Annotated in this window: 22 protein-coding genes; 8 read left to right on the top strand and 14 right to left on the bottom strand. The window is 66.5% G+C overall.

Translation table 11 applies throughout. The features are described from left to right. Window positions 1-42: 42 nt before the first annotated feature. Both DXK93_RS27740 and DXK93_RS27735 read left to right on the top strand, forming a co-directional pair. A complete protein-coding gene (locus DXK93_RS27740; RefSeq protein WP_054457118.1) occupies window positions 43-1,395 on the top strand; it encodes an MFS transporter in 1,353 nt (450 codons plus the stop codon). Between the two features lie 19 nt (window positions 1,396-1,414). Continuing rightward, on the top strand, window positions 1,415-2,284 hold the full coding sequence (locus tag DXK93_RS27735; protein ID WP_054457120.1) for a DMT family transporter: 870 nt from the start codon (window positions 1,415-1,417) through the stop codon (window positions 2,282-2,284). A 10-nt stretch (window positions 2,285-2,294) separates the two neighbouring features. On the opposite strand, the gene clsB is transcribed toward DXK93_RS27735, so the two are convergent. The 8 genes from clsB to DXK93_RS27695 form a co-directional block, all read right to left on the bottom strand. After that, window positions 2,295-3,506 carry a cardiolipin synthase ClsB gene (gene clsB, locus DXK93_RS27730; RefSeq protein ID WP_054457122.1) on the bottom strand — a complete coding sequence of 404 codons (1,212 nt, stop codon included), beginning with the start codon at window positions 3,504-3,506 and terminating at the stop codon, window positions 2,295-2,297. Continuing rightward, complete coding sequence (locus DXK93_RS27725) at window positions 3,503-4,369, bottom strand: endonuclease/exonuclease/phosphatase family protein (protein ID WP_054457124.1); 867 nt, start codon at window positions 4,367-4,369, stop codon at window positions 3,503-3,505. Before DXK93_RS27725 ends, clsB begins: the two co-directional genes overlap by 4 nt. A gap of 289 nt (window positions 4,370-4,658) precedes the next feature. Continuing rightward, window positions 4,659-6,446: an aspartate--tRNA ligase gene (gene aspS, locus DXK93_RS27720; RefSeq protein WP_054457125.1), complete on the bottom strand. Its 1,788-nt coding sequence runs from the start codon at window positions 6,444-6,446 to the stop codon at window positions 4,659-4,661. A 40-nt stretch (window positions 6,447-6,486) separates the two neighbouring features. Continuing rightward, the gene (locus DXK93_RS27715) at window positions 6,487-7,152 is read right to left on the bottom strand and encodes a DUF502 domain-containing protein (RefSeq protein WP_054457127.1); all 666 of its coding nucleotides are present in this window, start codon (window positions 7,150-7,152) and stop codon (window positions 6,487-6,489) included. A 16-nt stretch (window positions 7,153-7,168) separates the two neighbouring features. After that, window positions 7,169-7,477, bottom strand: a complete 309-nt coding sequence (locus tag DXK93_RS27710) for an FmdB family zinc ribbon protein (protein ID WP_054457129.1) — start codon at window positions 7,475-7,477, stop codon at window positions 7,169-7,171. A 229-nt stretch (window positions 7,478-7,706) separates the two neighbouring features. Next, the gene (locus tag DXK93_RS27705; protein ID WP_054457131.1) at window positions 7,707-8,990 is read right to left on the bottom strand and encodes a putative Na+/H+ antiporter; all 1,284 of its coding nucleotides are present in this window, start codon (window positions 8,988-8,990) and stop codon (window positions 7,707-7,709) included. A gap of 160 nt (window positions 8,991-9,150) precedes the next feature. Then, window positions 9,151-10,647 carry a M81 family metallopeptidase gene (locus tag DXK93_RS27700; protein WP_054457133.1) on the bottom strand — a complete coding sequence of 499 codons (1,497 nt, stop codon included), beginning with the start codon at window positions 10,645-10,647 and terminating at the stop codon, window positions 9,151-9,153. Window positions 10,648-10,659: 12 nt separating this feature from the next. Beyond that, window positions 10,660-11,640, bottom strand: a complete 981-nt coding sequence (locus DXK93_RS27695; RefSeq protein ID WP_054457135.1) for a tripartite tricarboxylate transporter substrate binding protein — start codon at window positions 11,638-11,640, stop codon at window positions 10,660-10,662. Window positions 11,641-11,761: 121 nt separating this feature from the next. Between DXK93_RS27695 and DXK93_RS27690 the strand changes: the two genes are divergently transcribed. Continuing rightward, window positions 11,762-13,093: an aspartate aminotransferase family protein gene (locus DXK93_RS27690; RefSeq protein ID WP_119451791.1), complete on the top strand. Its 1,332-nt coding sequence runs from the start codon at window positions 11,762-11,764 to the stop codon at window positions 13,091-13,093. Window positions 13,094-13,119: 26 nt separating this feature from the next. Beyond that, complete coding sequence (locus DXK93_RS27685; RefSeq protein ID WP_119451790.1) at window positions 13,120-13,992, top strand: MurR/RpiR family transcriptional regulator; 873 nt, start codon at window positions 13,120-13,122, stop codon at window positions 13,990-13,992. Window positions 13,993-13,996: 4 nt separating this feature from the next. On the opposite strand, the gene DXK93_RS27680 is transcribed toward DXK93_RS27685, so the two are convergent. The 6 genes from DXK93_RS27680 to DXK93_RS27655 form a co-directional block, all read right to left on the bottom strand. After that, window positions 13,997-14,893, bottom strand: a complete 897-nt coding sequence (locus DXK93_RS27680) for a hypothetical protein (protein WP_054457139.1) — start codon at window positions 14,891-14,893, stop codon at window positions 13,997-13,999. Next, complete coding sequence (locus DXK93_RS27675) at window positions 14,893-16,815, bottom strand: StlD/DarB family beta-ketosynthase (RefSeq protein ID WP_054457141.1); 1,923 nt, start codon at window positions 16,813-16,815, stop codon at window positions 14,893-14,895. The genes DXK93_RS27680 and DXK93_RS27675 overlap by 1 nt, the downstream gene beginning before the upstream one ends. 33 nt (window positions 16,816-16,848) lie before the next feature. After that, a complete protein-coding gene (locus tag DXK93_RS27670) occupies window positions 16,849-17,781 on the bottom strand; it encodes a fatty acid desaturase (RefSeq protein WP_225590468.1) in 933 nt (310 codons plus the stop codon). Next, on the bottom strand, window positions 17,741-18,517 hold the full coding sequence (locus tag DXK93_RS27665; protein ID WP_054457145.1) for a sterol desaturase family protein: 777 nt from the start codon (window positions 18,515-18,517) through the stop codon (window positions 17,741-17,743). Before DXK93_RS27665 ends, DXK93_RS27670 begins: the two co-directional genes overlap by 41 nt. A gap of 123 nt (window positions 18,518-18,640) precedes the next feature. Beyond that, complete coding sequence (dapA, locus tag DXK93_RS27660) at window positions 18,641-19,537, bottom strand: 4-hydroxy-tetrahydrodipicolinate synthase (protein WP_054457147.1); 897 nt, start codon at window positions 19,535-19,537, stop codon at window positions 18,641-18,643. 318 nt (window positions 19,538-19,855) lie between these two features. Further along, window positions 19,856-20,341 (bottom strand): GAF domain-containing protein, encoded by a 486-nt coding sequence (locus tag DXK93_RS27655; RefSeq protein WP_119451789.1) that lies wholly within the window; start codon window positions 20,339-20,341, stop codon window positions 19,856-19,858. A 179-nt stretch (window positions 20,342-20,520) separates the two neighbouring features. Here DXK93_RS27655 and DXK93_RS27650 point away from each other — a divergent pair, with 179 nt between their 5' ends. The 4 genes from DXK93_RS27650 to DXK93_RS27635 form a co-directional block, all read left to right on the top strand. Further along, window positions 20,521-21,720 (top strand): PLP-dependent aminotransferase family protein, encoded by a 1,200-nt coding sequence (locus DXK93_RS27650; RefSeq protein WP_119451792.1) that lies wholly within the window; start codon window positions 20,521-20,523, stop codon window positions 21,718-21,720. Window positions 21,721-21,937: 217 nt separating this feature from the next. Beyond that, window positions 21,938-22,864 carry a 4-hydroxybenzoate octaprenyltransferase gene (ubiA, locus tag DXK93_RS27645; RefSeq protein ID WP_054457303.1) on the top strand — a complete coding sequence of 309 codons (927 nt, stop codon included), beginning with the start codon at window positions 21,938-21,940 and terminating at the stop codon, window positions 22,862-22,864. Window positions 22,865-23,001: 137 nt separating this feature from the next. Then, a complete protein-coding gene (locus tag DXK93_RS27640; RefSeq protein WP_054457151.1) occupies window positions 23,002-23,406 on the top strand; it encodes a DUF1090 domain-containing protein in 405 nt (134 codons plus the stop codon). Between the two features lie 308 nt (window positions 23,407-23,714). Continuing rightward, window positions 23,715-24,105: DUF4148 domain-containing protein (locus DXK93_RS27635; RefSeq protein ID WP_147400290.1), on the top strand; the 391-nt coding region annotated here is incomplete at its 3' end.

Raw genomic sequence — 24,105 nt, 5'->3', positions numbered from 1 at the left:
AGATGTGTATAAGAGACAGCCCATACACGACGCGACCTGCTGATGGGCATGGCGGGGGTTTCGGCGACGGTAGTCCTGGCCGCGCTGGATTCCACCATTATCAGCACCACGCTGCCGCGCGTAGCCGAGGCGCTGAACGGCATGGCGCTGTACGCCTGGGTGGGAACGGGCTATCTGCTGGCCACCGCGGCATCCATCCTGATTTTCGGGCGGCTGGGCGACATGTTTGGCCGCAAGCCCCTGATGTTGCTGTCGGTGCTGATCGTGGCACTGGGCTCTATCGCCTGTGGCCTGTCGCAAAGCATGATGCAGCTGATCATTTTCCGGTCGCTGCAGGGCATAGGCGGCGGGATGATGATCGCGACCGCATTCGCCGCGCCGGCTGACCTGTTCCCCGATGCCAAGCAGCGGGTGCGCTGGATGGCGCTGGTGTCAGCGGCGTTCGCCATGGCCAGCGGCATCGGCCCGGTTCTGGGCGGGGCCGCGACGCAGGCGCTGGGCTGGCGCGCGGCCTTCTTCATTGCGCCGATCGCGGCCGCGGGTGCGTTTTTCCTGCTGGCCCGCTACTTTCCCCGCATCCGCCCCATCCACGACGGCAGCCGCAAGATCGACTGGCTGGGCGCCATCCTGCTGGTGCTGGCGGTGGGCGCGCCGCTGGCCGCGCTGGAACTGGCGTTTGCCAGCGGCGACCATGCCCACCCCATGCTGGGCTTGGGCCTGGCGGTGGTGGGTGTGGCGGCTATCGCCATCCTGATTCCCACGGAACGGCGCGTAAGCTCACCCATCTTTCCGCTGCGCGTGCTCGGCGGCGCGGAATCCCGCCTGCTGAACCTGGCGGCGATGATGGTGGGCGCGGTCATGTTCGTGCTGATCTTCTACAGCCCGCTGCTCTTGCAACAGGTACTGAACTACACCCCCAGCGAGGCTGGGCTGCTGCTCACGCCGCTGGTTGCCGCGATTTCGGTGGGCAGCATCATCAACGGCCGCCTGTTCCCCAAGCAGACCGAACCGCAGCGCCTGATGGTGTTCGGCGGCTGCCTGCTGGCAGCTGGTTCGCTGATGGTGCTGCTTATCTCGCCGGGGACCTCGGCCTGGTGGATCCTGGCCGCCTTCTTTGTCAACGGCTGTGCGCTGGGCTTCCTGCTTCCGAACCTGACTCTGTTCATGCAGATGCTGAGCGAGCGGCGCGACGTGGGCGTGGCCTCCGCCCTGGTCCAGACCACGCGCGCCATCGGCAGCGCGCTGGGGACTGCCGTGGTCGGCATCATCATTTCCCACAGCACGGTACTAAACGGAGTGCGCGCGGGCCTGGTGCTGTGTATCGTCCTGTCGCTGACCTGCGCCCTGCTGGCCTACCGGGTCAAGATGAAGAACCTGGCCACAAACCGCAAATGAGCCCCTCGCGGGACTGAACATGCGTCAACGCAATTTGCTGGATCTGCTGCTCCTGGCCGCCGTTTGGGGCGGCTCCTTTCTGTTCATGCGCCTGGCGGTGCCGGAATTCGGACCGATTGCACTGATCGAGCTGCGCGTAGGGCTGGCCGCGCTGGTCCTGCTGCCCGCCGCGCTGTGGCGCGGCAAGCTGCCCGTCATCGCCCGGCACTGGAAAGCCTTGCTGATGGTGGGCGTGCTGAATGCGGCCGTGCCGTTCCTGCTGTTCGCCTATGCAGCGCAATCGCTGGGCGCAGGCTTCCTGTCGGTAGCCAATGCCGTGACGCCGGTATGGGGCGCGGTCATCGGCTGGCTGTGGCTGAAGGACAAGCTCGCCTGGACGCGCTCCCTGGGGCTGATGATAGGCGTGGTCGGCATCGTCGTGCTGGTGTGGGACAAGCTGAACTTCAGCGATGGCGGTACCGGACCAGCGGTCCTGGCCGCAGTGTCGGCGCCGGTGTTCTATGGCATTGCAGCAAACTGGACCAAGCGCTTCCTGACAGGCGTAGATGCCCTGGCCAACGCCACCGGCAGCATGATAGGCGCGACGCTGGTGCTGCTGCCGCTTGCGGTCACGCACTGGCCCGAAGCGCCAGCGTCCATGCAGGCCTGGATCGCCACCATCCTGCTGGCGGTGCTGTGCACGGGCGCGGCGTACATCATTTTCTTCCGTCTGATCGCCAATGTCGGCCCCACCGGCGCCGTCAGCGTCACCTTCCTGGTGCCGATCTTCGGCGTGCTGTGGGGATCGTGGTTCCTGGACGAGAGCATCACGCCGTCGATCGCGGCAGGCGCCGCCATTATCCTGGTCGGCACGGCGCTGGCGCTGGGCTTGCTGAAGCGGCGCGCCTGAACGCCCGCGCTCAGTACTTGTCCGACGTCCCCGTCAGCGCCACCCCGATGCGCAGCAGCGTGTAGGACACCGCGTCGACCCAACGCCGCAGCCACCCCCGGCGCTGATACTCCAGTGGCCGGATGAAGCGCCCGCCTTCGCGGATGGCCGTCTCCAGCCGTTCCTGCAGGTCCCAGGAGAAGGGCTGGTCGTCCACGACCACATTGGCTTCGCGCGCCAGCAGCAGGCTGAAGGGGTCGAGATTGGACGAGCCCACCGTCGCCACGTTGTCGATGACCGCCACCTTGGCGTGCAAGTAGCTCGGCATGTACTCGTAGATTTCAATCCCGTCGCGCAGCAACTGGTCGTACAGCGAGCGCGTGGCGTGGTACTGCATGCGGTACTCGATCTTGCCCTGCAGCAAGAGGCGCACGCGCACGCCGCGCGCCGCAGCCTTGGCCAGCGCGCGGCGGAACTGGCGGCCGGGGAAGAAGTAGGCGTTGGCGATCAGGATGTCGCGGCGCGCATGCGCGATACCGTATAGATAGGCGCGCTCGAAGGTCTGGCGAAAGCGCAGGTTGTCGCGCAGCACCAGCGCGGCGCGCAGGTCGCCACAGGGCGCCACGGAAGCGTGGCGCGGCTTGAGCAGCCGCATGCGGTTCCAGTCGCGCGGATGACGGCGCAGGCGCGCCCAGTTCAGCCGCACCCACAGCAGTTCCTGGGCATAGGCAGCCTCCGTGACCAGCGGCCCCTGCACCTGCACGGCGAAATCGAAGCGCGGCCCGGTGATGCCGTCCGTCGGATCGCGGTCATCGTAGTCGTCGATGATGTTGATGCCGCCGATGAAGGCGATGCGCCCGTCGACCACAGTGACCTTTCGGTGCAGGCGGCGCAGCCGGCTGCGCGACGGAATGTAGCGCGCGAACCAGCGCGGCTCGGGACGGAAGATGCGGCACTGCGCGCCGGCGTTGGTCAGGCGCGTACGCAAGGGATCGACGAACTCTGCGCTGCCGAAACCGTCGAGCACCACGCGCACCTTGACTCCGCGCCGCACGGCCGCCTCCAGGCAGTCCAACACCTGGGAACCGGTGCGGTCCGGGGTGAAGATGTAGGTTTCCAGGTGCACGCTGACCTGGGCGGCGTCGATGGCTGCGCACAGCGCCGGAAAGAAGTCGGAGCCGTTCTGGAGCAACCGGATATCGTTGCCCACCGTCCAGTCCAGCTTGGACTGCTCTGCCCTCACGGCAGTTCCAGCTCGGCCAGCAAGGGGGAATGATCGGAAAGCCTGGCCCATTCGCGGCCGCGCAGCACGCGCGCGCTGCGCACGGCAAAGCCGCGCTGGTAGATGCGGTCCAGACGGAACCAGGGGAACACCGCGGGGAAGGTGCGGGGCGGCGGCAGCAGCAGGCGCGAATTGCCATCCATGCCGAGTTGATTGGTGCGTTCCATGACGGACACGCCGCTATTGGGCAGCCCGCGCAGCGCGTTGCTCAGCCGTTTGACGGAGTCGCGCAGGCGCGGCAATTCGCCGCCATGGCTGCGCGGGGCATGCGAGAACACTTCATACAGGCCCAGCTGCTGCACGAACAGGGGCGCCAGACGGTCGCCCCAATCGTTGAAATCACCCGCGATGAGGATCGGCTCACCGTCCGGCACCATGCGGCGGATGCGCTCGGTCAGCGCCAGGATCTGGCGGCTGCGGCTGCCGGCGAACAAGCCCAGGTGCACGACGAAGCAATGCACCGCGCGCCCGTCGAGTTCGATGCGCGCGTGCAGCAGTCCGCGCTGCTCCAGCCGATGGTCGGAGATGTCCTGGTTTTCGTGGTCGAGGATAGGGAAACGCGACAACAGCGCGTTGCCGTGGTCCGTCTCATGGCGGATGGCATTGCGGCCGTAGGCCACGTCCAGCCGCAAGGCGGCGGCAAGCGATTCGTGCTGGGCGTCGAGCAGGGATTTCTGCTCATTGCGGCCCTGGACTTCCTGTAGGAAGACCAGATCCGGACGCAGGCCATACAGGCCCAGACGCAATTCGTTCAGGGAGTCGCGCCGGCCCAATGCCGAGCGGCCCTTATGTATGTTGTAGCTGACGACGCGGATGAGCGACATGGAAAATGGCGCCTTTCAAAACTGGGGAACCACCGGCCGCAGCAAAAAAAGCAGCCCGGCCAGCACCGCCCACAAGCAGGCGGCGTTTGCCAGATTACTCCAATTCAGAAGACAGTTCCTGCGCTTGCGGCGCACGCCCCTGCCCTCCAGGAACAACAACTTTCACTGCTCAATCGAGACGCGAACCCCGCAAGCCAACGCCCCCCAAGCCGGGCCGCACGGATCCGGCTCCGCCGGTCCGTAGCGGCCCCCCCTGGGGGGGGAAGCGCTTACGGCGCTTCGGGGGGGATCACTTCGTTTCTACGTTGCGCAGACGGATGTGCAGTTCGCGCAATTGCTTCTCGTCGACCTCGGACGGCGCTTGCGTCAGCAGACACTGGGCGCGCTGGGTCTTCGGGAAGGCGATCACGTCGCGGATCGATTCGGCGCCAGTCATCATCGTGACGATGCGATCCAGGCCGAAAGCGATGCCACCATGCGGAGGCGCGCCGTATTGCAGCGCGTCGAGCAGGAAGCCGAACTTCTCGCGGGCTTCCTCGGCGCCGATCTTGAGCGCGCGGAACACCTTGCTCTGCACTTCCTCGCGGTGGATACGGACCGAGCCGCCGCCGATTTCCCAACCGTTCAGCACCATGTCGTAGGCCTTGGCGAAAGCCTTGCTGGGATCGGATTCCAGGAAGTCCTCGTGGCCGTCCTTCGGGCTGGTGAAGGGGTGGTGGGCGGCGGTGTAGCGGCCGTCTTCCTCGTCGTATTCGAACATCGGGAAGTCGACAACCCACAGCGGCTTCCAGCCGGCGGTGGACAGGCCGGTCTTCTTGCCGAATTCGCTGTGGCCGATCTTCACGCGCAGCGCGCCGATGGCGTCGTTGACGACCTTTTCACGGTCAGCGCCGAAGAAAATGATGTCGCCGTCCTGCGCGCCGGTGCGCTTGACCAGTTCGGCCAGGGCAGCGTCATGCAGGTTCTTGACGATGGGCGATTGCAGGCCGTCGCGGCCCTTGGCCACTTCGTTGACCTTGATGTAGGCCAGGCCCTTGGCGCCGTAGATGCCGACGAACTGGGTGTAGCCGTCGATCTCGCTGCGCGACATCTCGGCGCCGCCCGGCACGCGCAAGGCGACCACGCGGCTGCCGGGCGCCGTGGCGGCGGCGGCGAACACCTTGAAGTCCACGTCGCGCATGACGTCGGTCATGTCGGTGAATTCGAGGTTCACGCGCAGGTCCGGCTTGTCCGAGCCGTAGCGGCGCATGGCTTCGGTCCAGGTCATGATCGGGAACGGCGTCGGCAGATCGACGTCCTGCACCACCTTGAACACGTGGCGGATCATGTTCTCGAAGATTTCACGGATCTCGAACTCGTTCAGGAACGAGGTTTCGCAGTCGATCTGGGTGAATTCGGGCTGGCGGTCGGCGCGCAGGTCTTCGTCGCGGAAGCACTTGGTGATCTGGTAGTAACGGTCGAAACCGGACACCATCAGCATCTGCTTGAACAGCTGCGGCGATTGCGGCAGCGCGAAGAAGTGGCCGGCGTTGACGCGCGAAGGCACCAGGTAGTCGCGCGCGCCTTCGGGCGTGCTCTTGGTCAGCATCGGGGTTTCGATGTCGATGAAGCCCAGCTGGTCCAGGAACTTGCGCACTTCGATGGACACGCGGTAGCGCAGCATCAGGTTGCGCTGCATCTGCGGACGGCGCAGGTCCAGCACGCGGTGCGTGAGGCGCGTCGTTTCCGAGAGGTTGTCGTCGTCCAGTTGGAACGGCGGCGTGACCGACGCGTTCAGGATCTCGACTTCCTTGCAGAGCACTTCGATTTCGCCCGAAGCCAGCTCGGCGTTGGCGGTGCCCGCCGGACGCTCGCGCACCAGGCCGGTGACGCGGATGCAGAATTCGTTGCGCAGGCGCTCCGCGGTGGCGAAGGCGGCATTGTCCGGATCGAACACGATCTGCGCCAGGCCCGCGCGGTCGCGCAGGTCGATGAAGATGACCCCGCCGTGGTCGCGGCGGCGGTTCACCCAGCCGTACAGGGTGACGGTCTGGCCGAGATGGTCACGGCAAACCTGGCCGGTGTAGCAGGTACGCATGCGGGGGACTCCGTTTATGTGCTTGGTTATAGCGTAAGGGTTACGAATCGGCGCGAGGCGTGTCTTGCACGCCGGGAGCCGGGACGGGCGCGGCCGGCCGGTCCGCGGGCGTCGCCGCCTGGACCGGGGCGACCACGCCCATGGAAACGATGTACTTCAATGCCGCGTCCACGCTCATCTGAAGATCCATGACGTCAGCGCGCGGAACCATCAGGAAAAAGCCGGACGTGGGATTCGGCGTGGTCGGCACGTACACGCTGATGTGATCGCCGGGAAGCCGGTCGGCCACTTCGCCGCTGGGCGTGCCGGTAACGAAAGCAATGGTCCAGCTGCCGGCGCGCGGATACTGCACCAGCACCGCGCGGCGGAACGCCTGACCATTCGGAGCAAGCACGGTATCGCTGACCTGCTTGACCGAGTTGTAGATCGAACGCACCAGCGGTATGCGTCCCAGCAGGTTCTCCCACTGGTCCACCATGGTGCGGCCGATCAGGTTGGCGGCGAACACGCCCGTCAGAAGCACCACCACGATGACCAGGACGAAGCGGAAGCCGGGGATGTCGATGCCGAACAGCGATTCGGACGACAGGAAGCCGGGCACGAACCCTTCGAGGGTCGCGACCAGCAAGCCCAGCACCCACACCGTGATGACCAGGGGAACCCAGATCAGCAGGCCGGTGATGAAGTACTTCTTGATGACGCGCATACGCATCGCGTGTGCTCTAGGAGGCGGCGCTACCGGCTGCAGGCGTCGCCGGGGCGGCCGGAGCTGCGGGCGCGGCTGCGGCTGCGGGCGCGGCGCTTTCAGCCGGGGCCGGCGTGCTGGCCGAGGCCGAACCGCCGCTGCCGTTGCCGCGGAAGTCCGTGACATACCAGCCGGAGCCCTTGAGCTGGAACCCAGCCGCGGTCACCTGCTTGGAGAACGTGCTTTCGCCACATTCGGGGCAAACCGAAAGCGGCGCATCGGAAATCTTCTGCAAGACGTCTTTGGCATGGCCGCAGGCGCTGCACTTGTAAGCGTAAATGGGCATCTAGGGCTCCCAGGCGCGGGCCCGGCATATCAAGAGCCGCTGTCGCCGGACGCAATGTCCGGGGCCGGATCGGGTCGCAAGACCTGGTCCGAACGGAAGCGGCGGGTGGGCGAGGCCGGAAAAAATACGGGAAAGTCTTGAATTTTAGCGGTTTTTCGTGAACGGCCGGTGTCCGGCCCCGGCGGCCCGCCTTGGGCGGCGCCTCAGGGGCATCCCGAGGGCCGTCTCCCTAGACAGGAAGCAGGAACATGACCGCCGCCACCAGGGTCGGCGCCAGGGCCGACAGGAACAGCCGCCCCGACGAAATGCTGCCGTCCGGGAAGTGGTTCTTCAGGATGGCGAAGCCAGCCGGGTTGGGCGCATTGGCGATCACCGTCAGCCCGCCGCCCGTGACCGCGCCGGCCACCAGCATGTAGCGCCAGGCCTCGCTGGTGCCTTCGACCAGCGAACCCAGGTAGGTCAGCGCGGCGTTGTCGGTGATGGCGGTGAGCGCGGTAGCGCCCCAGAACAGCACGAAAGGTTCAAGCCCGCCCAGCAGGTCCTGCAGCCACCACTTCTGCAGGCCGCCCAGCACCACCAGCCCGGCCAGGAAGAAGCCGACCATCAGGCCTTCCTTGATCATCAGGCGGCTCTGGTGGCGCTTGTAGGCTTCGGCAAAGCCGATGAACATCATCAACAGGCCCAGGAAGATGGCCGGATGATGCGCGCTGAGCACCACGGCGACCAGGAAGACCAGGTGCACCAGCATGACCAGCAGCGGCACCGGCCCGCGCGCATCGCCGCCTTCGGGCGCGTCGACGCCGCCGCCCGTGCCCACCGACCGCTCCAGCAGCGCCTTGCGGCAGATGAAGGTCAACAGCGCCGCATTCAGGCAGACGGCAATCGCGGCACGCCAGCCGAAATGCTGCACCATGAAGGTGGAGTCCCAGCCGAAGGTGGAGGCCACCATCAGCACGGGCGGCGCGGCATAGGAAGTCAGCACGCCGCCGATGGAGACGTTGACGAACAGCACGCCCAGCGTCAGGTATTTGAAGCCCGCGCGCCCGCTGCTGCGGAAATAGGCGTCGCGCAGCAGAATGGCAGCCAGCGTCATCGCGGCGGGTTCGGTGATGAAGGAGCCGCCCAACGGCACCAGCGACATCACGACAAAGAAAGTGGCGAGTTCGCGCGGCAGCGGCAGCACGCGCGCCACCAGGCGCACCAGCGTCCCCACCAGTTCCAATATAGGCCGGCTGGCCGCCACCACCATGATCACGAAGACGAACAGCGGCTCGGTGAAGTTGCGCGTGTCCATGTACTCGATGGCATGCGAGGGGCCGGCCAGCGCCGCCATCGCCACGATCAGCACGAAGGCCCAGACGCCGAACACGGCCTCGACTTCGGAGAACAGATGCCAGAAGCCCGCATGCGGTCCGCCACGGTGCGCGAGCCGCGCGAAGAACGGAACCGAGAAGGTATGAAGAACCGCCACGGCGAACAGGAGGGTGGCGATGACTTCAAGTGTCTGGGGCATGTAAACGACTTCCGGAAGAGGGATACGACAGCGCGGACGCCGCCCGGCGGGCCTGCGGGACAAGGGTCGCAATATAGCGCAAGGCCCTTGCCGTGTAACGCAGGGTCAACACCAAGGCGCGCATGTCCGCGCCGCTATTCCCGCAGGTATTGCGCGCTGGTCAATGCGTCCTGCGCGCATGCCGGAACGGCAGCAGCCGCAGGTCCAGCGCCGCGGGGCCGGGCGCGTCGACGTCGATGATCGCAGCGCACAGCGGCAGGAAGGCCGCTCGGAAGTGGTTCTTGGCCTTCACGCACAGCAGCCGCACCTGATCGAGATCGACGCCATGCAAGGTGAAGAAGCCCGGATCGTTGGCCGGCGCCACCAGCTCGGTGACGATGACCTGCACATTGGGCATGTCGCGCAGCGACAGCAGCGCGGTGCGGCCGCAGCTCGTGCGCACGCCCGTTTCCATCGGACCCGTATTGCTGAATTCGCCATCGGTGTAGCGTTCGACCCGGAACGCCGCGCGCACCGGCGCGCCGAAATCGCGGCTCACGCGGCCGCCCAGTTCCAGTTCGCAGTCGCCGCCCAAGCCCGCTTCGAGCGCGCGCTGCACTGCCTCCGGATCCGCGAAACTGGCGAACACGCAAGGCAGATCGATCGACGCATCCAGCAAGGCGCGGAACAGCGCCGGCGTGTCGCACACGCCTCCCGACAAGGGGTTGTCGCCCGGGTCGGTGACGGCCACCAGGCCGCCCGCGCGCGCCGCTTCCACGGCTTGCGCCAATCCCTGTTGCGGCGTCGGCAAGGTGACCGCAAACGCGGGCTCCAGACGCCGCATCGCCGCCTTCATGGTTTCGGCCACGGCCTGCGCCCGCGCGCCGGCGGCATCGCGAGTCATGTCGGCCACCACCAACACCGATGCCCCGGTATCGACGGTGTCCGCATACGGAAAGCCGCCAAACACCGAGACTTCGACCACGCCCTCGCCGCACTGGACTGCCGCGAGATCCTGCAATTCGCGCATGGGCCCGGCATCGGTGCGCATGTTGAAGCTGGACAACAGCAGGTCCGGCTTGGCCACCAGCACCCGCGGCGACAGCGTGCCGGCCTGCGTGCGCAGCAACATGTCGAGCACCCGGCTCGCCGCCTCGCGCATGTCTATGTGGGGATAGGTCTTGTAGCCGCTGGCGCAGTCCAGCAGGCCGCCCAGCTCAGGGGCCAGGTTGGCGTGCAGGTCGAAGCTCGCGCCCAGGGGCACGTCGGGCAACAAGGCCCGCACGGCCCGCACGAAATCCAGATCGGGTGTCTGGCGCAGGTCGGTGATGGCGGCGCCATGCAGCGACAGGTAGACGGCGTCCCAGCCATCCTCGTCCGCGGCCAGTCCGGCCAGCACCTCTTCGGTAAAGGCACGGTGCACGGCGTCGTCTATCGGCCCGCCAGGCAGAGCGGACGCGCAGCGCAAGGCCACGACCTCCCAGTCCGGATGCGCGCGGGCGAACTCGGCCACTTCGCCCAGTTCGGTGGCCGTGCCGGCGGCGGCGGCCAGGGCGTCGCCGCCCTTGCGCCATTCGCGTCGTTCGAAATCCGCCATGGTGCAGGGCGCCGGACAGAAGGCGTTGCCTTCGTACCAGAAGCGCGCCACCGCCAGCCTTTTCTTCGTGCGCTTGCCCATGCGTTTCCCCGCTTATTCCGGACGGATGTCGGTGCCTTCGATCAGGACGCGGTACTTCTCGCGCTCCGTCTGCAGATGCTGCGCCAAGGCTTGCGGCGTGCCGCCCATGGGCTGCGCGGCCAAGGCGGCCAAGCGTTCGCGCGTGGCGGGCGCATCCAGCACCCGCTGGGCGGCGGCGTTCAGTTTGTCGATGACGGGCTGCGGCGTGCCGGCCGGGGCCATCACCACGAACCACGAGGTCAGTTCGAATCCCGGCACGGACTGCGCAATGGCGGCCACGCCCGGCGCGGCGGCCACTGGTTGGGCCGAGGTCACGCCCAGCGCCACCAGCTTGCCCGCCTTGATCAGCGGCAAGGCGGTGGGCAGGTTGTCGGCCGACAGGTCGATCTGGCCCCCCAGCAGGTCATTGTTGGCCTGGCTCGCGCCCTTGTACGGCACATGGCGGATGTCCACCTTGCCCATGCGCTTGATCATCTCCAGCGCCAGATGGCCCGAGCTGCCCACGCCGGGCGATCCCCAGTTCAGGCGGCCGGGCTCGGCGCGCGCGGTACGCAGCAGGTCGTCCATGTTCTTCAGGCCGGAGCCGGGATGGGTCAGCACCACGTTGGGCACCTGCGCCACGTAGGCAACCGGCGCGAAGTCCTTGGCCGGGTCGTAGCCGATCTTCTTGTAGACGTAGGCGTTGATGATCTGCGTGCCGGGCGTGCCCAGCAGCAAGGTATAGCCGTCCGGCTGTGCATGCGCCACCTCGGACGCGCCCAGGCTGCCGCCCGCGCCGGCCTTGTTGACCACCACCACGGACTGGCCGAGTTCCGCGCCCAGGCCTTCGGCCATCAGGCGGCCCAGCAAGTCGGTCGTGCCGCCAGCGGCGAACGGCACCACCAGGCGCACCGGCTGCTCCGGCCAGGCGGCGCTGGCCGGAGCAGCCGCGCCCAACGCGGCAGCCGCCGCAATCCCGAAAGTCCAACGACGCAACAGATGGGAAAACTTCATGACGCCCCCTTGAGCGAATGATGACGATGCAACGGCCTACATGGCAATAAAACCGTTTGGTTTATTTTTACAACAAATATACCATGTGTTTTATTTGACAAACCACACCACTCACGACGCCATGAGCCGCATCATCCATCGCAACTCCAGCCCCCTGCCCATCGCCATCAAGGGCGAAGGCAGCTTCATTGTCGACCAGGAAGGCCGACGCTACTTCGACGCCTCGGGCGGCGCGGCGGTCTCGTGCCTGGGACACGCTCACCCCGAAGTGCGCGCCGCGGCCGTCGCGCAGCTCGACGCGCTGGAATACGCGCACACCAGCTTCTTCACCACCCCGGCCGCCGAAGAACTGGCCGATCTCCTGGCGGCCAACAGCCCGGCGGGCCTGGGCAACGCCTACTTCGTTTCGGGCGGTTCGGAAGCGGTCGAGACCGCCCTGAAGATGGCGCGCCAGTACCACGTCGAGCGCGGCGAGCCCGGGCGCTACCGCTACATCGCACGGCGCCAGAGCTATCACGGCAACACGTTGGCGGCCTTGTCGGTGGGCGGCAACGCCGGCCGCCGCGCGCTGTACCAGCCCGTGTTGATCGAAAGCCATCACGTCTCGCCCTGCTTTGCCCTGCACTACCGCGAAGCCGGGGAAAGCGACGAGCAATACACCGACCGCCTGGCGGCGGAACTGGACGCAGAGATCCTGCGGCTGGGTCCGACCACGGTATCCGCGTTCATCGCGGAAACCGTGGTCGGCGCCACTGCGGGAACGGTCGCGCCGGTACCGGGCTACTTTCGCAAGATCCGCCAGGTATGCGACCGCCATGGCGTGCTCTTGATCCTGGACGAGGTCATGTGCGGGCTGGGCCGCACCGGCAGTTATCACGCCTTCGAGCAGGAAGGCGTGGTGCCGGATCTGCTGACGCTGGCCAAGGGTCTGGGCGGCGGTTATGTGCCTATCGGCGCGGTGCTGGCGCACGACAGCGTCATCGGCGCCATCAACGCGGGCTCGGGCGCGTTCCAGCACGGCTACACCTACGTCGGCCATCCGGTGGCTTGCGCCGCGGCGCTGGCAGTGCAGCGCATCGTGCTGCGCGACAAGCTGGTGGCGCGCGTCGCCGACATGGGCGCGCAGTTCGGCGCCATGCTGGCAGCGCGCCTGGAACGACACCCGCACGTCGCCGACATCCGCGGCCGGGGCCTGTTCTGGAGCGTGGAGCTGGCCGAGGATCCCGGCAGCCTGCGCGCGTTCGCGCCGCAGCGCCGCCTGCATGCGCGCATCAAGACGCAGGCGCGCGAACTGGGCCTGCTGTGCTATCCGGGCGGCGGCACCATAGACGGCAAGCTTGGCGACCACGTGCTGCTGGCGCCGCCCTACCTCAGCACGGCCGATGAACTGGCCTTCGCGGTGGACGCGCTGGCCAGCGCCATCGACCTGGCGCTGGCGGACGATGCGCCATAATACGCGGCACCTTACCCGGAGCGCAGATGGATAAAGCCGCCATCGACAAACTGATCGAAGCCCAGTTTTCCGCCCTGCCGCCCAAGCTGCGGCAGGCGGCCCGCTATGCGATCGATCATCCCAAGGACATCGCCCTGGAGTCGATGCGCGCCGCGGCCGGCCATGCCGGCGTGCAGGCCGGCGTCATGCTACGCCTGGCGCGGCAGCTGGGTTTCGATACCTACGAAGCGTTCCGCCAGCCCTACCGCGACTGGTTGGCCGAAGGCGGGTCCAGCTTCGCGGGCCGCGCCACCGCGCTGCGCAAGCGTCCGCAGCACGACGCAGACGCGGGGCTGGTCGCCGACATCCTCGACGCCGAAGTGCGCAACCTGGGCAGCAGCCTGGGTCCCGCCGCCCTGCCCGCGCTGAAGGCCGCGCATGGCCTGCTGGCGGGCGCGCGCCGCATCTATGTCATCGGTCTGCGCAGCCTGTATCCAGCCGCCTATCACTTCAGCTATGCCTGCGGCATGTTCCTGGACAAGGTGACCTTGCTCAGCGGCGTCGGCGGCACCTTGGCCGATGAGTTGCGCCGCATCGGACCGGATGACGCGCTGGTCGCCTTCAGCCAGGCGCCTTATGCGCAGGCGGCAGTCACGGCCGTGGAATTCGCGCGTGAGCGCGGCGCCGGCGTGGTGGCGGTCACGGACAGCGCAGTGTCGCCAATCGCCCCGGGCGCCAAGGCGCTGCTGCTGGTGGCCAACGACACGCCCTCGCTGTTCCCCTCGGTGGTGCCTGCGCTGTCCATCGCGCAGACGCTGGCCGCCATGCTGGTGGCGCACAGCGGCGAGGAGAGCCTGCGCGAAATCGGCAACAGCGAAGCCCAGCTGCAACGCTTCGGCGTATACGCCGAAAAGCGGTAAGGACTCAGGCGATCGGCGCGGGCGGCTCCCCGCCTTGCTGCGCCTCTTTCATTTCCATCAGCAGGCTGTGCAGCATCTCGGTGGACAGCCCGTGCAGCACCAGCCGGTAGCCCGCGCGCAGGGTCGACATCGGCACCAGCGGATGGTTGTTGTTGACCAGGATCAGGTGCTGCGGCGCGCCCAGCAGCTTGGCCGCATAGATGCCGATGGTCTCGTCCAGCTGCAGCGAATTGGCCGCGCGCCAGAAGTCATTGTCGGTCAGCATCAGCTGATATAGCGGCGTGAAAAGCTCGATGGCGCTTTGCAGGTCCAGGAAATTCAGCTTGCCCTGCGGCATGTCTTCGAGCCGCAGATCGGGATCACGGATCATCGAAAAATCGACCCGCTGCGGCGCATGCATTTCCACGCCCGCATCGCGCAGCGCCTGGTTCAGGCGGATGACGAAGTTGAACAGGTTCAGGTCATGCTTGACGAAGAGTTCGTCCTTCAGGTCATCGATATCGCGCGGCTCCAGCGGCGTGGTCGTGACCGGCACCGGCGAGTTGGCGGCGATGAACGACAGAATCTGCGCGCCCAGGTGGAAGTGGCGCAGGATCAGCCAGTTGGCCTCCGGCGACACGAAGCGCTTCAAGCCCCACGCCAGGATGCGGTGCAGCAGCTTCGAATGCGACCAGCGGCGCGGCAGGAAGGTCTTGATGACCTGGATCAGGATGATGAAGGCGCGCGCCAACGGCCGCAGGAACGGCAGCAGGTATTGGCGCGAAGCGCAGCTGGAATCCGTCAGCCAGGCCTTCTTCACCTTGTCCGGCAAGGGCGTGCTGCGGTCCAGGTAGAGCGCAAGCCAGGGGCTGGGATCGGCGGGATCGTGCGGCTTGGCGAGGAATTCGGGTTCTTTGCTCATCACGCCTCGCCTTCCATCACGTGGTGGAACTGCATCAGGTAAAGCGCGGCCGTGCGGCGCGCCGTGTCGACGATGCGCTGCTCGGCGCGGCCGTCCTCATCGCAATCCAGCGCCAGTTCCACCGCCGACAGCCAGCGCGCCAGGTGATGCTCGTCGTTGTGACCGTGATACTCCAGGAAGCGGAAGGCGTCCGGCGGCAGTTTCAGGCTGGCCTTGAGCAGCGGCAGCAGCGCCGGCACGATGCGCTGGCCCGTGCCTTCGATGATGTAGATGGCGCCCAGCAGGCCGATGGGGTCGCGCGTGGCGGCCAGGCCGTGCAGATAGGCGTTGAGCGCTTCGCCGCCGGGATTGCGGCGCAGGGCGTCAATGTCGGCGACCTCGCCGCCCGCGGTGCGATAGTCCTGGAACAGGATCTGGAAGTCGTTCTGCTCTTCGCCCGCATGCGTGTCGATCAACGCCGCAAGCGGCGCGTATTGCTCCGTCAGCGAGGCCGCGCCTTCGCGCATCCACTTGCTGCCTTCGCGCACCTGTGGAATCCAGTTCTCCATCCAGTTCAGGTAGTCGGCCGTCTGGAATTGGCGGTTGCGCAGGCGCCGCACCACCGGCGTGCGCCACACGCGCGAGCGGTAGTCGTGCCAGATTGCGGCCAATTCGGTCAGCAGCTGGCCCAGGCCCTGGGGCGCCATGTCCGGGTCATGCGGCGGCGCGATGGCGGCAGCGTCATCGCTGTTCGCGTCCTCGCGCGGCGCAGCCGCGGCCGGCGCGCCCGCGGCGACTTGCGGGGCGTGGACGGCCTCGGCCTCCAGCAGCATGTAGGCGGCCATGAAACGGCCTGATTCCGGGATGTAGCAGAAGATCTGCTCGCCCGGTTTCACTTCGCGCGTTTCCAGGAACTCCGCCAGCATGATCAGGATGGACGCCGCGCCGGTATTGCCGCGCCACGCCAGGTTGCTGAACCAGCGCTCGCGCGGGATCACCAGGCCGGCCTTCTCCATCAGGTCTTCCACCACCGGAATGAACTTCTCCGATGAGTAGTGGCACAGGAAGTGGTCGACCTGATCCGGATCCACCCAGCCGTCGCGCACCAGCTTGGCGTATTCATGGATGCCGATGTCGAACAGGTGCGGCAGCAGGCGGATGTCCTGGCGCAGCGACAGCGCACCGTCGGCCTCGGCCTCGTTCCAGGACGGATAGTCCAGATGGCCGCGAGCGCGGTCGGCCGACAGGCCCAGCTGCATGCACACCGGATAGTCGCCCGAGAACGAGCGCTGGTGCACCCACTTCAAGCGCAGGCGCACGCCCTGCGAAGCGCCCGGCAGGGGCCGGCCGCTATTGCCCAGCAGCACCGCTCCCGCGCCGTCGGACAGCATCCAGCGCAGGAAATGCGCGTCGAAGTCGGCGTCGTAGCCGCGCGCCGCAAAGCGCGAACGCTTGAACAGCCGCGACGGCAGCTCGCTGGCCACGGCCAAGGCGCTGGCATGGCCGCCCAGCTCCACACCCTGCGCGGCCGTCTGGATGGCCGATACGCCCGCGGCGCAGATGCCGTGCACCGACAGGGTTTCCATCGGATGCGCGGCCAGCTCGCCCTGGATCATGTTGGAGAAGCCCGGCATCAGCGCGTCCCCGCCCGACGAGCCGCTGGCCAGCAGCGACACGGCGGACAGGTCGCTGTCGTTGCGCCGCAGGCAATCGCGGATGGCATTGGCCGCCAGTTGCGCGTTGCTGAACACCGTGGCGCCTTCCTGGTCGATCGCGTAGTAGCGCTGCTTGATGCCGTTCTCGGCCAGGATGCGGCTCTTGATGCGGCTGGACATGCGGTTCAGCGGCGCGATGTAGCTGTCCATGGCATCGTTGGACACAGGTTCGCCCGGCATGAAATAGCCGGCGCTTTCCAGATAGACACGATGAAACGCGATGGGCATGAGAGGCCTCTGGTGGATATAGGGTGTGTGGCGCTAGCGGATGTGCTCGGGCGCCATGCATGAACGGCTGCGAAAGCGCGGCAGGAAGGCGCCCAGCACGAACACCCGGAACATGTAGGGCGTGAGGCCGGGCTCGTTCAACGCCGGATTCACGCGGCTGCGGTATTGCTCGCGATGCAGGCGCTCCAGTTCGGACCAGTGCGCCCGCGGGTGCTCGTGGTGCGCGGTATGCAGGCCGATGTTGAAGAGCAGCGGATTGACCAGCCCTTCGAAATTGCGCGCATAGTTCAGGCCCGCGACGGCCCGGGGGCCGCCGTCCGCATGGGCATGCTGCAGATAGTTGGTGGCCAGCAGCCAGTGCAGGCCGTGCAGCTGCGGCACGATGACGAACACCAGCGCTTTCATGGGATTCACGGCCAGCAGTCCGCCCCACAGGCCCAGCCACACGCCGTACTGCGCCATGCAATAGCGCCAGGCGCCCGGCCAGTGGCGGCGCAGGCGGCCCAGCCAGGCGAAGAACAGCGGGTACAGCACCCAGCCGGCCTGCAAGGGATGGATCAGGTAGCCCCACAGATGGTTGGTGTCGCCACCGAAGCGGTAGGTGCGCGCCACATCGCGCGCGCCGTGCTTGTAGCGGTGGTGATTGGCCACGTGCGCCGGATAGAACACGAAGGTCGGATGGCCCTGCAGCAGCGTGATCCAGAAATCGGTGGCGCGGTTGGTCCAGCGTCCCCGCCACATGCGGATATGCGTGTGGTTGTGGTGGATGACGCCCACGCCCAGGGTCAGGAACAGCATCAGGCCGTACAGCGGCCACCAGAACCCGTGCACCCATTGCCAGGTCGCCAGCGCGGGCAATGCGCCCAGATAGGCCAGGCTTTGCCAGTCGCGCCGGTTGCGCAGCGACGGCAGCCGGCGCTGCCGCTTAAGCGCGCCCGCCAAGCGATTCTCGTTGCCGGAAAGCATTCAGCTGGGACTGCGCCGCCTCGGCCTTCAGGCGGGTGCGGAACAGGCGGTCCATGAAGGTGAACTGGAAGCCGTAATTGCCGTTGTAGCAGGCGTGGTGCAGATGATGGCGGCGGCTGGCGGCGAACCAATGCGCGTAGGACACATTGGGGAAGAAGTCGTAGTTGGCGTGGCCGATGCAGTTGAAGAACAGGCTGAACAGCGGCACCGACGCCAGCGACCAGAAGCTGAAGTCATGCAGCACCATGGGCAGCATGATCACGTTGCCCAGCATCAGCGCCTCGATGGGATGAAAGCTATAGGTCGAGAACGGCGTGGTCACGACCGAACGGTGATGCGGCAAGTGGAAGCGGCGCAGCAGCTTGGTGTGCAGCAGGCGGTGGTTGATCCAGAAATGCACGTCGTTCCAGGCCACCAGCACCAGGATTTCGACAGTGATCTTCTGCCAGCTGGCATCCGGATCCAGGTGCGCCCAGCCCAGCTGCAACAGGCCCCACGGAAAAATCATTCCGGTGCCGAACAGCAGGATGGACAGGCCGGATTGCGCGAACTCGCGCCGCAGTTGCCCCGGCGCCAGCGGACGCGGATCCAGCGGGCGTCCGATGCCCAGCGCCGGCAGGATGTGATGCGTCAGCAGCCAGGTGGCCGCACCGAAGACCAGATAGATGCCGCCGAAGAAAAGCAGGCCCGCCAGCATGACTTGCCAGGCGGACAAGGCTACAAAAGCTTGGGCCATGAACGTTCTGTTTCACCCGAAGAATGGGCGCATGATAAGCAATCCGTCAGCTTCCCGGTAGGACATTTATTACAAAATGAATCCGAAGGCCACAAAGCTGGCGGACTGCTCACCAAGTTCGGGCTACTGGCAGGGATATTGCCGGTTCAGCCCCGCCACGGCGGCGTCCATGCGCGCGGCCAAGCCCGCGCTGGCGGACGGCATGGGCATGCGCAGCTCCTCGCTCAGCAGGCCCTGCCGTCCCAGCTGCGCCTTCAGAGGGCCGGGATTGGGCTCGGCGAACGTCAGCTGGATGATGGGGACCAGCGCGTGGAACAGCTTCCTGGCCAAGTCCAGCTGCTGCGCCTTCACCGCCTGATGCATGGCCACGAACAGATCGGGGCGGATATGCGCGGCGGCCGCGATCATGCCCGAACCCCCCAGGCTCATCACGGACAGCGCCTGCAGGTCCTCGCCTGCCAGCACGTGCATGTTGCCGTCGGCGATCAGCGCGATGGTCTTTTCCAGCGAACCGCCGCAGTCCTTGATCGCCGCGATGTTCGGGTGCGCGGCCAGCGCCAGCAGGGTCGCTGTGTCCAGCGTCGTGCCGGTGCGGTAGGGAATGTCGTAGAGCACCAGGGGGAAGCGCGAGGCATCGGCCAGGCAGCGGAAATAGGCGGCGGCGCCTTCCTGGCCGGGCCGCACGTAATACGGCGCGGGCGCCAGGATGCCGGCCAGCGGACGCGTGCCGAAGGCGGCCAGGCGCTGCATCACGTGTCCGTGGTGGTTGCCCGCCAGGCCCATGATGACGGGCAGCCGGCCCGCTTCGGTCAGCACGGCGTCCAGCACCGCCAGTTGCTCGGCGTCATCCAGCGATGCGGCCTCGCCGGTGCTGCCGCACACGACCAGCCCGTCCACGCCCGCGGCGGCATAGTGGCGCACCAGCCGGCGCAAGGCCCCGCCATCCACGGCGCCGCCGGCAAACGGCGTGACCAGCGGCACCCAGACGCCCTGGATCGGAGATTGATGATGAGATTGCATGAGAACACTCCTTCGGTGTAAGCGGACCGTGGTTGGGGACCGTACAGAAGTGCTCGGGATACTAGAGGATGCGCGGACGGCGCCAAGCGCCGCCAGGAGGCCGCTGTTCCGTCGCCCATCTGACGGAACAGCATGCTCCGGTCAGATGAGCGGCTGTTTTTTGGATTTCAGGCCGGCGCAAACCAGCACCACGCCCTGGGCGCGGAACGGGAAAGCGGATTGGTTGGCCTGATGAATCATGTATGGATTGAATGCAGTGGTCTGCAAGCGCAGATGCGGGAATCTACCGGGAGCCCGCAACGCTGTCAACGCCGCGCCTCAGCCCAGGCTGGCCAGGAACACCGCGCACAGGGCTTCCATGCCCTGGCGGTCGTCTTCGTCAAAGCGGTCGGGCACGGGGCTGTCCACGTCCCACACGCCGATCAACTGGCCCTGGTGCACCAGCGGCACCACGATCTCGGAACGCGAGGCCGCATCGCAGGCGATGTGGCCGGGAAAAGCATGCACGTCGGGCACCAGTTGGGTCTGGCGCTGGCTGGCGGCCGCGCCGCACACGCCGCGGTTCAGCGGGATGCGCACGCAGGCCGGCTTGCCCTGGAAGGGGCCCAGCACCAGTTCCGTGCCGTCGTAGAAATAGAAGCCCGCCCAGTTCAGGTCAGGCAGGGCCTGATAGGCCAGCGCGCTCAGGTTGGCGGCATTGGCGATGCGGTCATGCTCGCCTTCGAGCAGGGCGCGGGCCTGGGCGACCAGTCCGGCATACAGGGCGGCCTTGGAATCGGCGACGATGGGAGCGGCTTCGAACATGGGAAATGTAACTGTACAGGCGGTTATCGATGCAGGTGATTTTAGGGCTTGGCGCCATTAAGGGGGCCGGGCCGCTGCCGTGTGGGACAATAGTTTTTTGCCGAATGTTTTTTCCGCCGGGCCACCCCAAGGGATCAACCGCCCGTATTTTCCTACCCTTCTTGATCAAGAAGCACTCCATGGACAAGCCTCTCGAACCTGCGTTTTCCTTTTCGGAACGCGCCCAGCAACTCACCAGCTCCGCCATCCGCGAGATCCTCAAGGTAACCGAGCGCCCCGAAGTCATCTCGTTCGCTGGCGGCCTGCCGGCGCCCGGCGGCTTCCCGGTAGAGGTAGTTCGCGCGGCATTCGACAAGGTACTGTCCACCAACGGTCGCGCCGCGCTGCAGTACGGCCCCACCGAAGGTTTTGCGCCGCTGCGCCAATGGGTTGCTGACGACCTGAACAAGGCCGGCGCCAGCGTCGCCGCCGACCAGATCCTGATCGTGTCGGGTTCGCAGCAAGCGCTGGACCTGCTGGGCAAGGTGCTGATCGACAAGGACAGCAAGGTGCTGGTCGAAGACCCCAGCTACCTGGGCGCGCTGCAATCGTTCAGCCTGTACCAGCCCAACTTCGTGCCGGTGCCCACCGACGAAGGCGGCCTGATCCCCGAAGCCATCACGCCTGAACTGGCCGAAGGCGCCCGCTTCCTGTACGCCCTGCCCAACTTCCAGAACCCCACCGGCCGCACGCTGAGCCTGGAACGCCGCATCGCGCTGGTCAAGCGCGCCGCGGAACTGAACCTGACCATCGTCGAGGACGATCCCTACGGCGAACTGCGCTACGCAGGCGAACCGCAGCCGGGCCTGATCGCGCTGGCCGCCGAGTACGGCGCCAACGTCGTGCGCCTGGGCACGTTCTCCAAGGTGCTGGCCCCCGGCCTGCGCCTGGGCTACATCGCTGCCGCGCGCCCGCTCATCAACAAGCTGGTGCAAGCCAAGCAGGCCACCGACCTGCACACGCCCACGCTGACGCAGATGGCCGTGTACGAGATCGTCAAGGAAGGCTTCCTGGAAGAGCACCTGCCCAACGTCCGCGAGATCTACCGCGCTCAGGGCAGCTGCATGCTGGATGCCATCAAGCAGGAATTCCCGGACACCGTCACCTGGACCAAGCCGGAAGGCGGCATGTTCATCTGGCTGACGTTGCCCGAGCACATCGACAGCACCAAGCTGCTGGAAAAGGCCATCGCGCAAAACGTGGCGTTCGTGCCCGGCGCGCCGTTCTATTGCGGCGCCGGCAAGACCAACACGCTGCGCCTGAGCTTTGCCACCGTGCCGGAAGACAAGATCCGCCGCGGCATCGCCATCCTCGGCAAGCTGCTAAAAGCCGAGGTGTAGTAGGTCCCCCCCCGAAGCGCCTGTGGCGCTTCCCCCCCAGGGGGGCGCCGCTACGGACCGGCGGAGCCCGGATCCGTGCGGCCCCGCTTTCGCCACGACAGTGACGATATGACGCGGGTGCCTCGAAGGGGGGGTAGGACATGAACGGCGGCCGGGCGCGATGTCCGGCCGCCGTTGTTTTATGCTCTTGGTTTTCCCATTCCGTTTCGCCGTGACAGTGAGCGCCCCCCAACAATCTCCCGTCGACCTCAGCGACATCGTTTTCACCGACTGGGTCGAACGCTGGCTGCCCAAGTCCTGGCGGCCCTATGCCCGCCTGTGCCGACTGGACCGCCCGATCGGCACCTGGCTGACCCTGCTGCCGGCCATTGCGGCGCTGATCCAGGCCGCGGGCGGCCTGCCGGACCTGCAGCGGCTGATCGTGTTTTCGCTGGGCGCCCTGCTGATGCGCGGCATCGGCTGCACCGTCAACGACATGTGCGACCGCAACTTCGACAAGCACGTCGAGCGCACGCGTTTCCGCCCTCTGACCAGCGGCCAGCTGACGATGAAGAACGCGGTCTGGTTCCTGCTCGGGCAATTGCTGGTCTGCGGGTCGCTGCTGTTCTTCCTGAACGAAATGAGCCGCTGGCTGGCCGTGGCCGTGCTGCCTTTTGTCTTCATCTACCCGCTGTGCAAGCGTGTCACCTACTGGCCGCAAGTGGTGCTGGGCATCTGCTTCAACTGGGGCATGCTGATGGCCTGGTCGGATACGCAGAACCACGTGCCGCTGGCCGCCATCGCCATGTGGGCGGGCGCCGTGCTGTGGCAGGTGGGCTACGACAGCATCTACGCCTACGTGGACGTGCGCGACGACCGCAGCCTGGGCCTGCATTCCACCGCCATGCGCTTTGGCGACCAGGGCAAGCTCTGGATCGGCGGCTTCTATCTGGCCACCATCGTGCTGTGGGCCTGGGGCGGCTACGCCATCGGCCTGTCGTGGGCCTATCAGGTCGGCATGGTGGCGGTGGCCGTGCACCTGGCGTGGCAGTTGAAGGTCTTCGACATCCAGCGCCCCGACCGCAACTTCATGCTGTTCCGCGCCAACCTCTGGCTGGGCGCGCTGCTGGTCGCCGCCGCACTGGCCGGCACGCTGATTCGCTGACGTCCTGCCGGCGCGGCAACGAACCCGGTCGATCGGCGGGGTCCGCGCCGCGCTGAGGCTGCGTTGATGCCGCGCATTGCGAGCATCGCGCGCAAGGCCCATGATGGAACCTCCGCAACGCATTACGGAGACCACGCATGCCCTCATTGCTCAAATCCCTGGCCTTGACGGCCGCCGCAGCCGCCGCCTTCGTGGCCATTCCGGCCCAGGCCGCCAGCGATTGCTCGGCCCAGCGCGGCTGCGCCGCCAAGTTCTGCGAAATCGAAAACGACATCGCCGCTGCCAAGGCGCAGAACAATACCCGCCGCGAAGCCGGCCTGCGCAAGGCCCTGGCCGAAGCCAAAGCGAATTGCACCGACAGCCGCCTGCAATCCCAGCGCGAAGCCGACGTGCGCGAGAAGCAGAACAAGGTCGCCGAGCGCGAAAGCGAGCTCAAGCAGGCCCGCGCCAAGGGCAAGCAGGACAAGATCGACAAAGCCCAGCGCAAACTGGACGAAGCCCAGGCGGAATACAACGCCGCGCTGGTCGAACTGAACCGCTGATTCCCTCCTCCTTGCCGGTCCCGGGCCTTTCCGGGGCTGCGCCCCCCCACTCCCCCCGCCGCCAGACCTCCGCCCTACCGGGTGGACTACCTCCTATGGTGTCATCAAATGGAAATTCCACCACCCATGGTGCCATTTGGTGAAATGGAAACCTATTAGTCTTCTTTTTGGAAAGATGTTTTCAGAGAATCAGGGTTTATCCGGAGATGATTTGCGCCCAGAATGCATCTCATCGGGACACAGCAAGCGAACCCCAGGCAATCAGGCCAGCGGTTCGGCTCCCAAGCTCAAGACATTGGAGGTCTGCTATGAAAACCCTTGCTACCGCTTTGATGCTGTCCATGTCCGTTCTGGCTGCCGGCGCCCAAGCCGCCGAGGCTGATCAGGGCCCGACCCGCGCTCAGGTCCAAGCCGAACTGCAACAAGCCAAGGCCTCGGGCCAATACACCTTCGGCGAAGAAGGCTACCCCGCCGCCATCGCCCCGAAGTCGACCCTGACCTCGCAGCAAGTGCAAGCTGAACTGCAACAAGCCAAGAACGCCGGTGAAGTGACCTTCGGCAACCTGGACTACCCGCCCGTCGCCGCGGCTGAACAAGCCACCTCGCTGACCCGCGCCGAAGTCCGCACCGAACTGGCCCAGGCCAAGTCGGAAGGCCTGGTCACCTTCGGCAACCTGGACCTGTCTCTTATACACATCT

Origin of the sequence: Achromobacter sp. K91 (assembly GCF_003576205.1) — a bacterium.
GTDB classification, from domain to species: Bacteria; Pseudomonadota; Gammaproteobacteria; order Burkholderiales; family Burkholderiaceae_B; genus Achromobacter; species Achromobacter aegrifaciens.
This window is presented reverse-complemented; position numbering and strand designations above follow the sequence as displayed.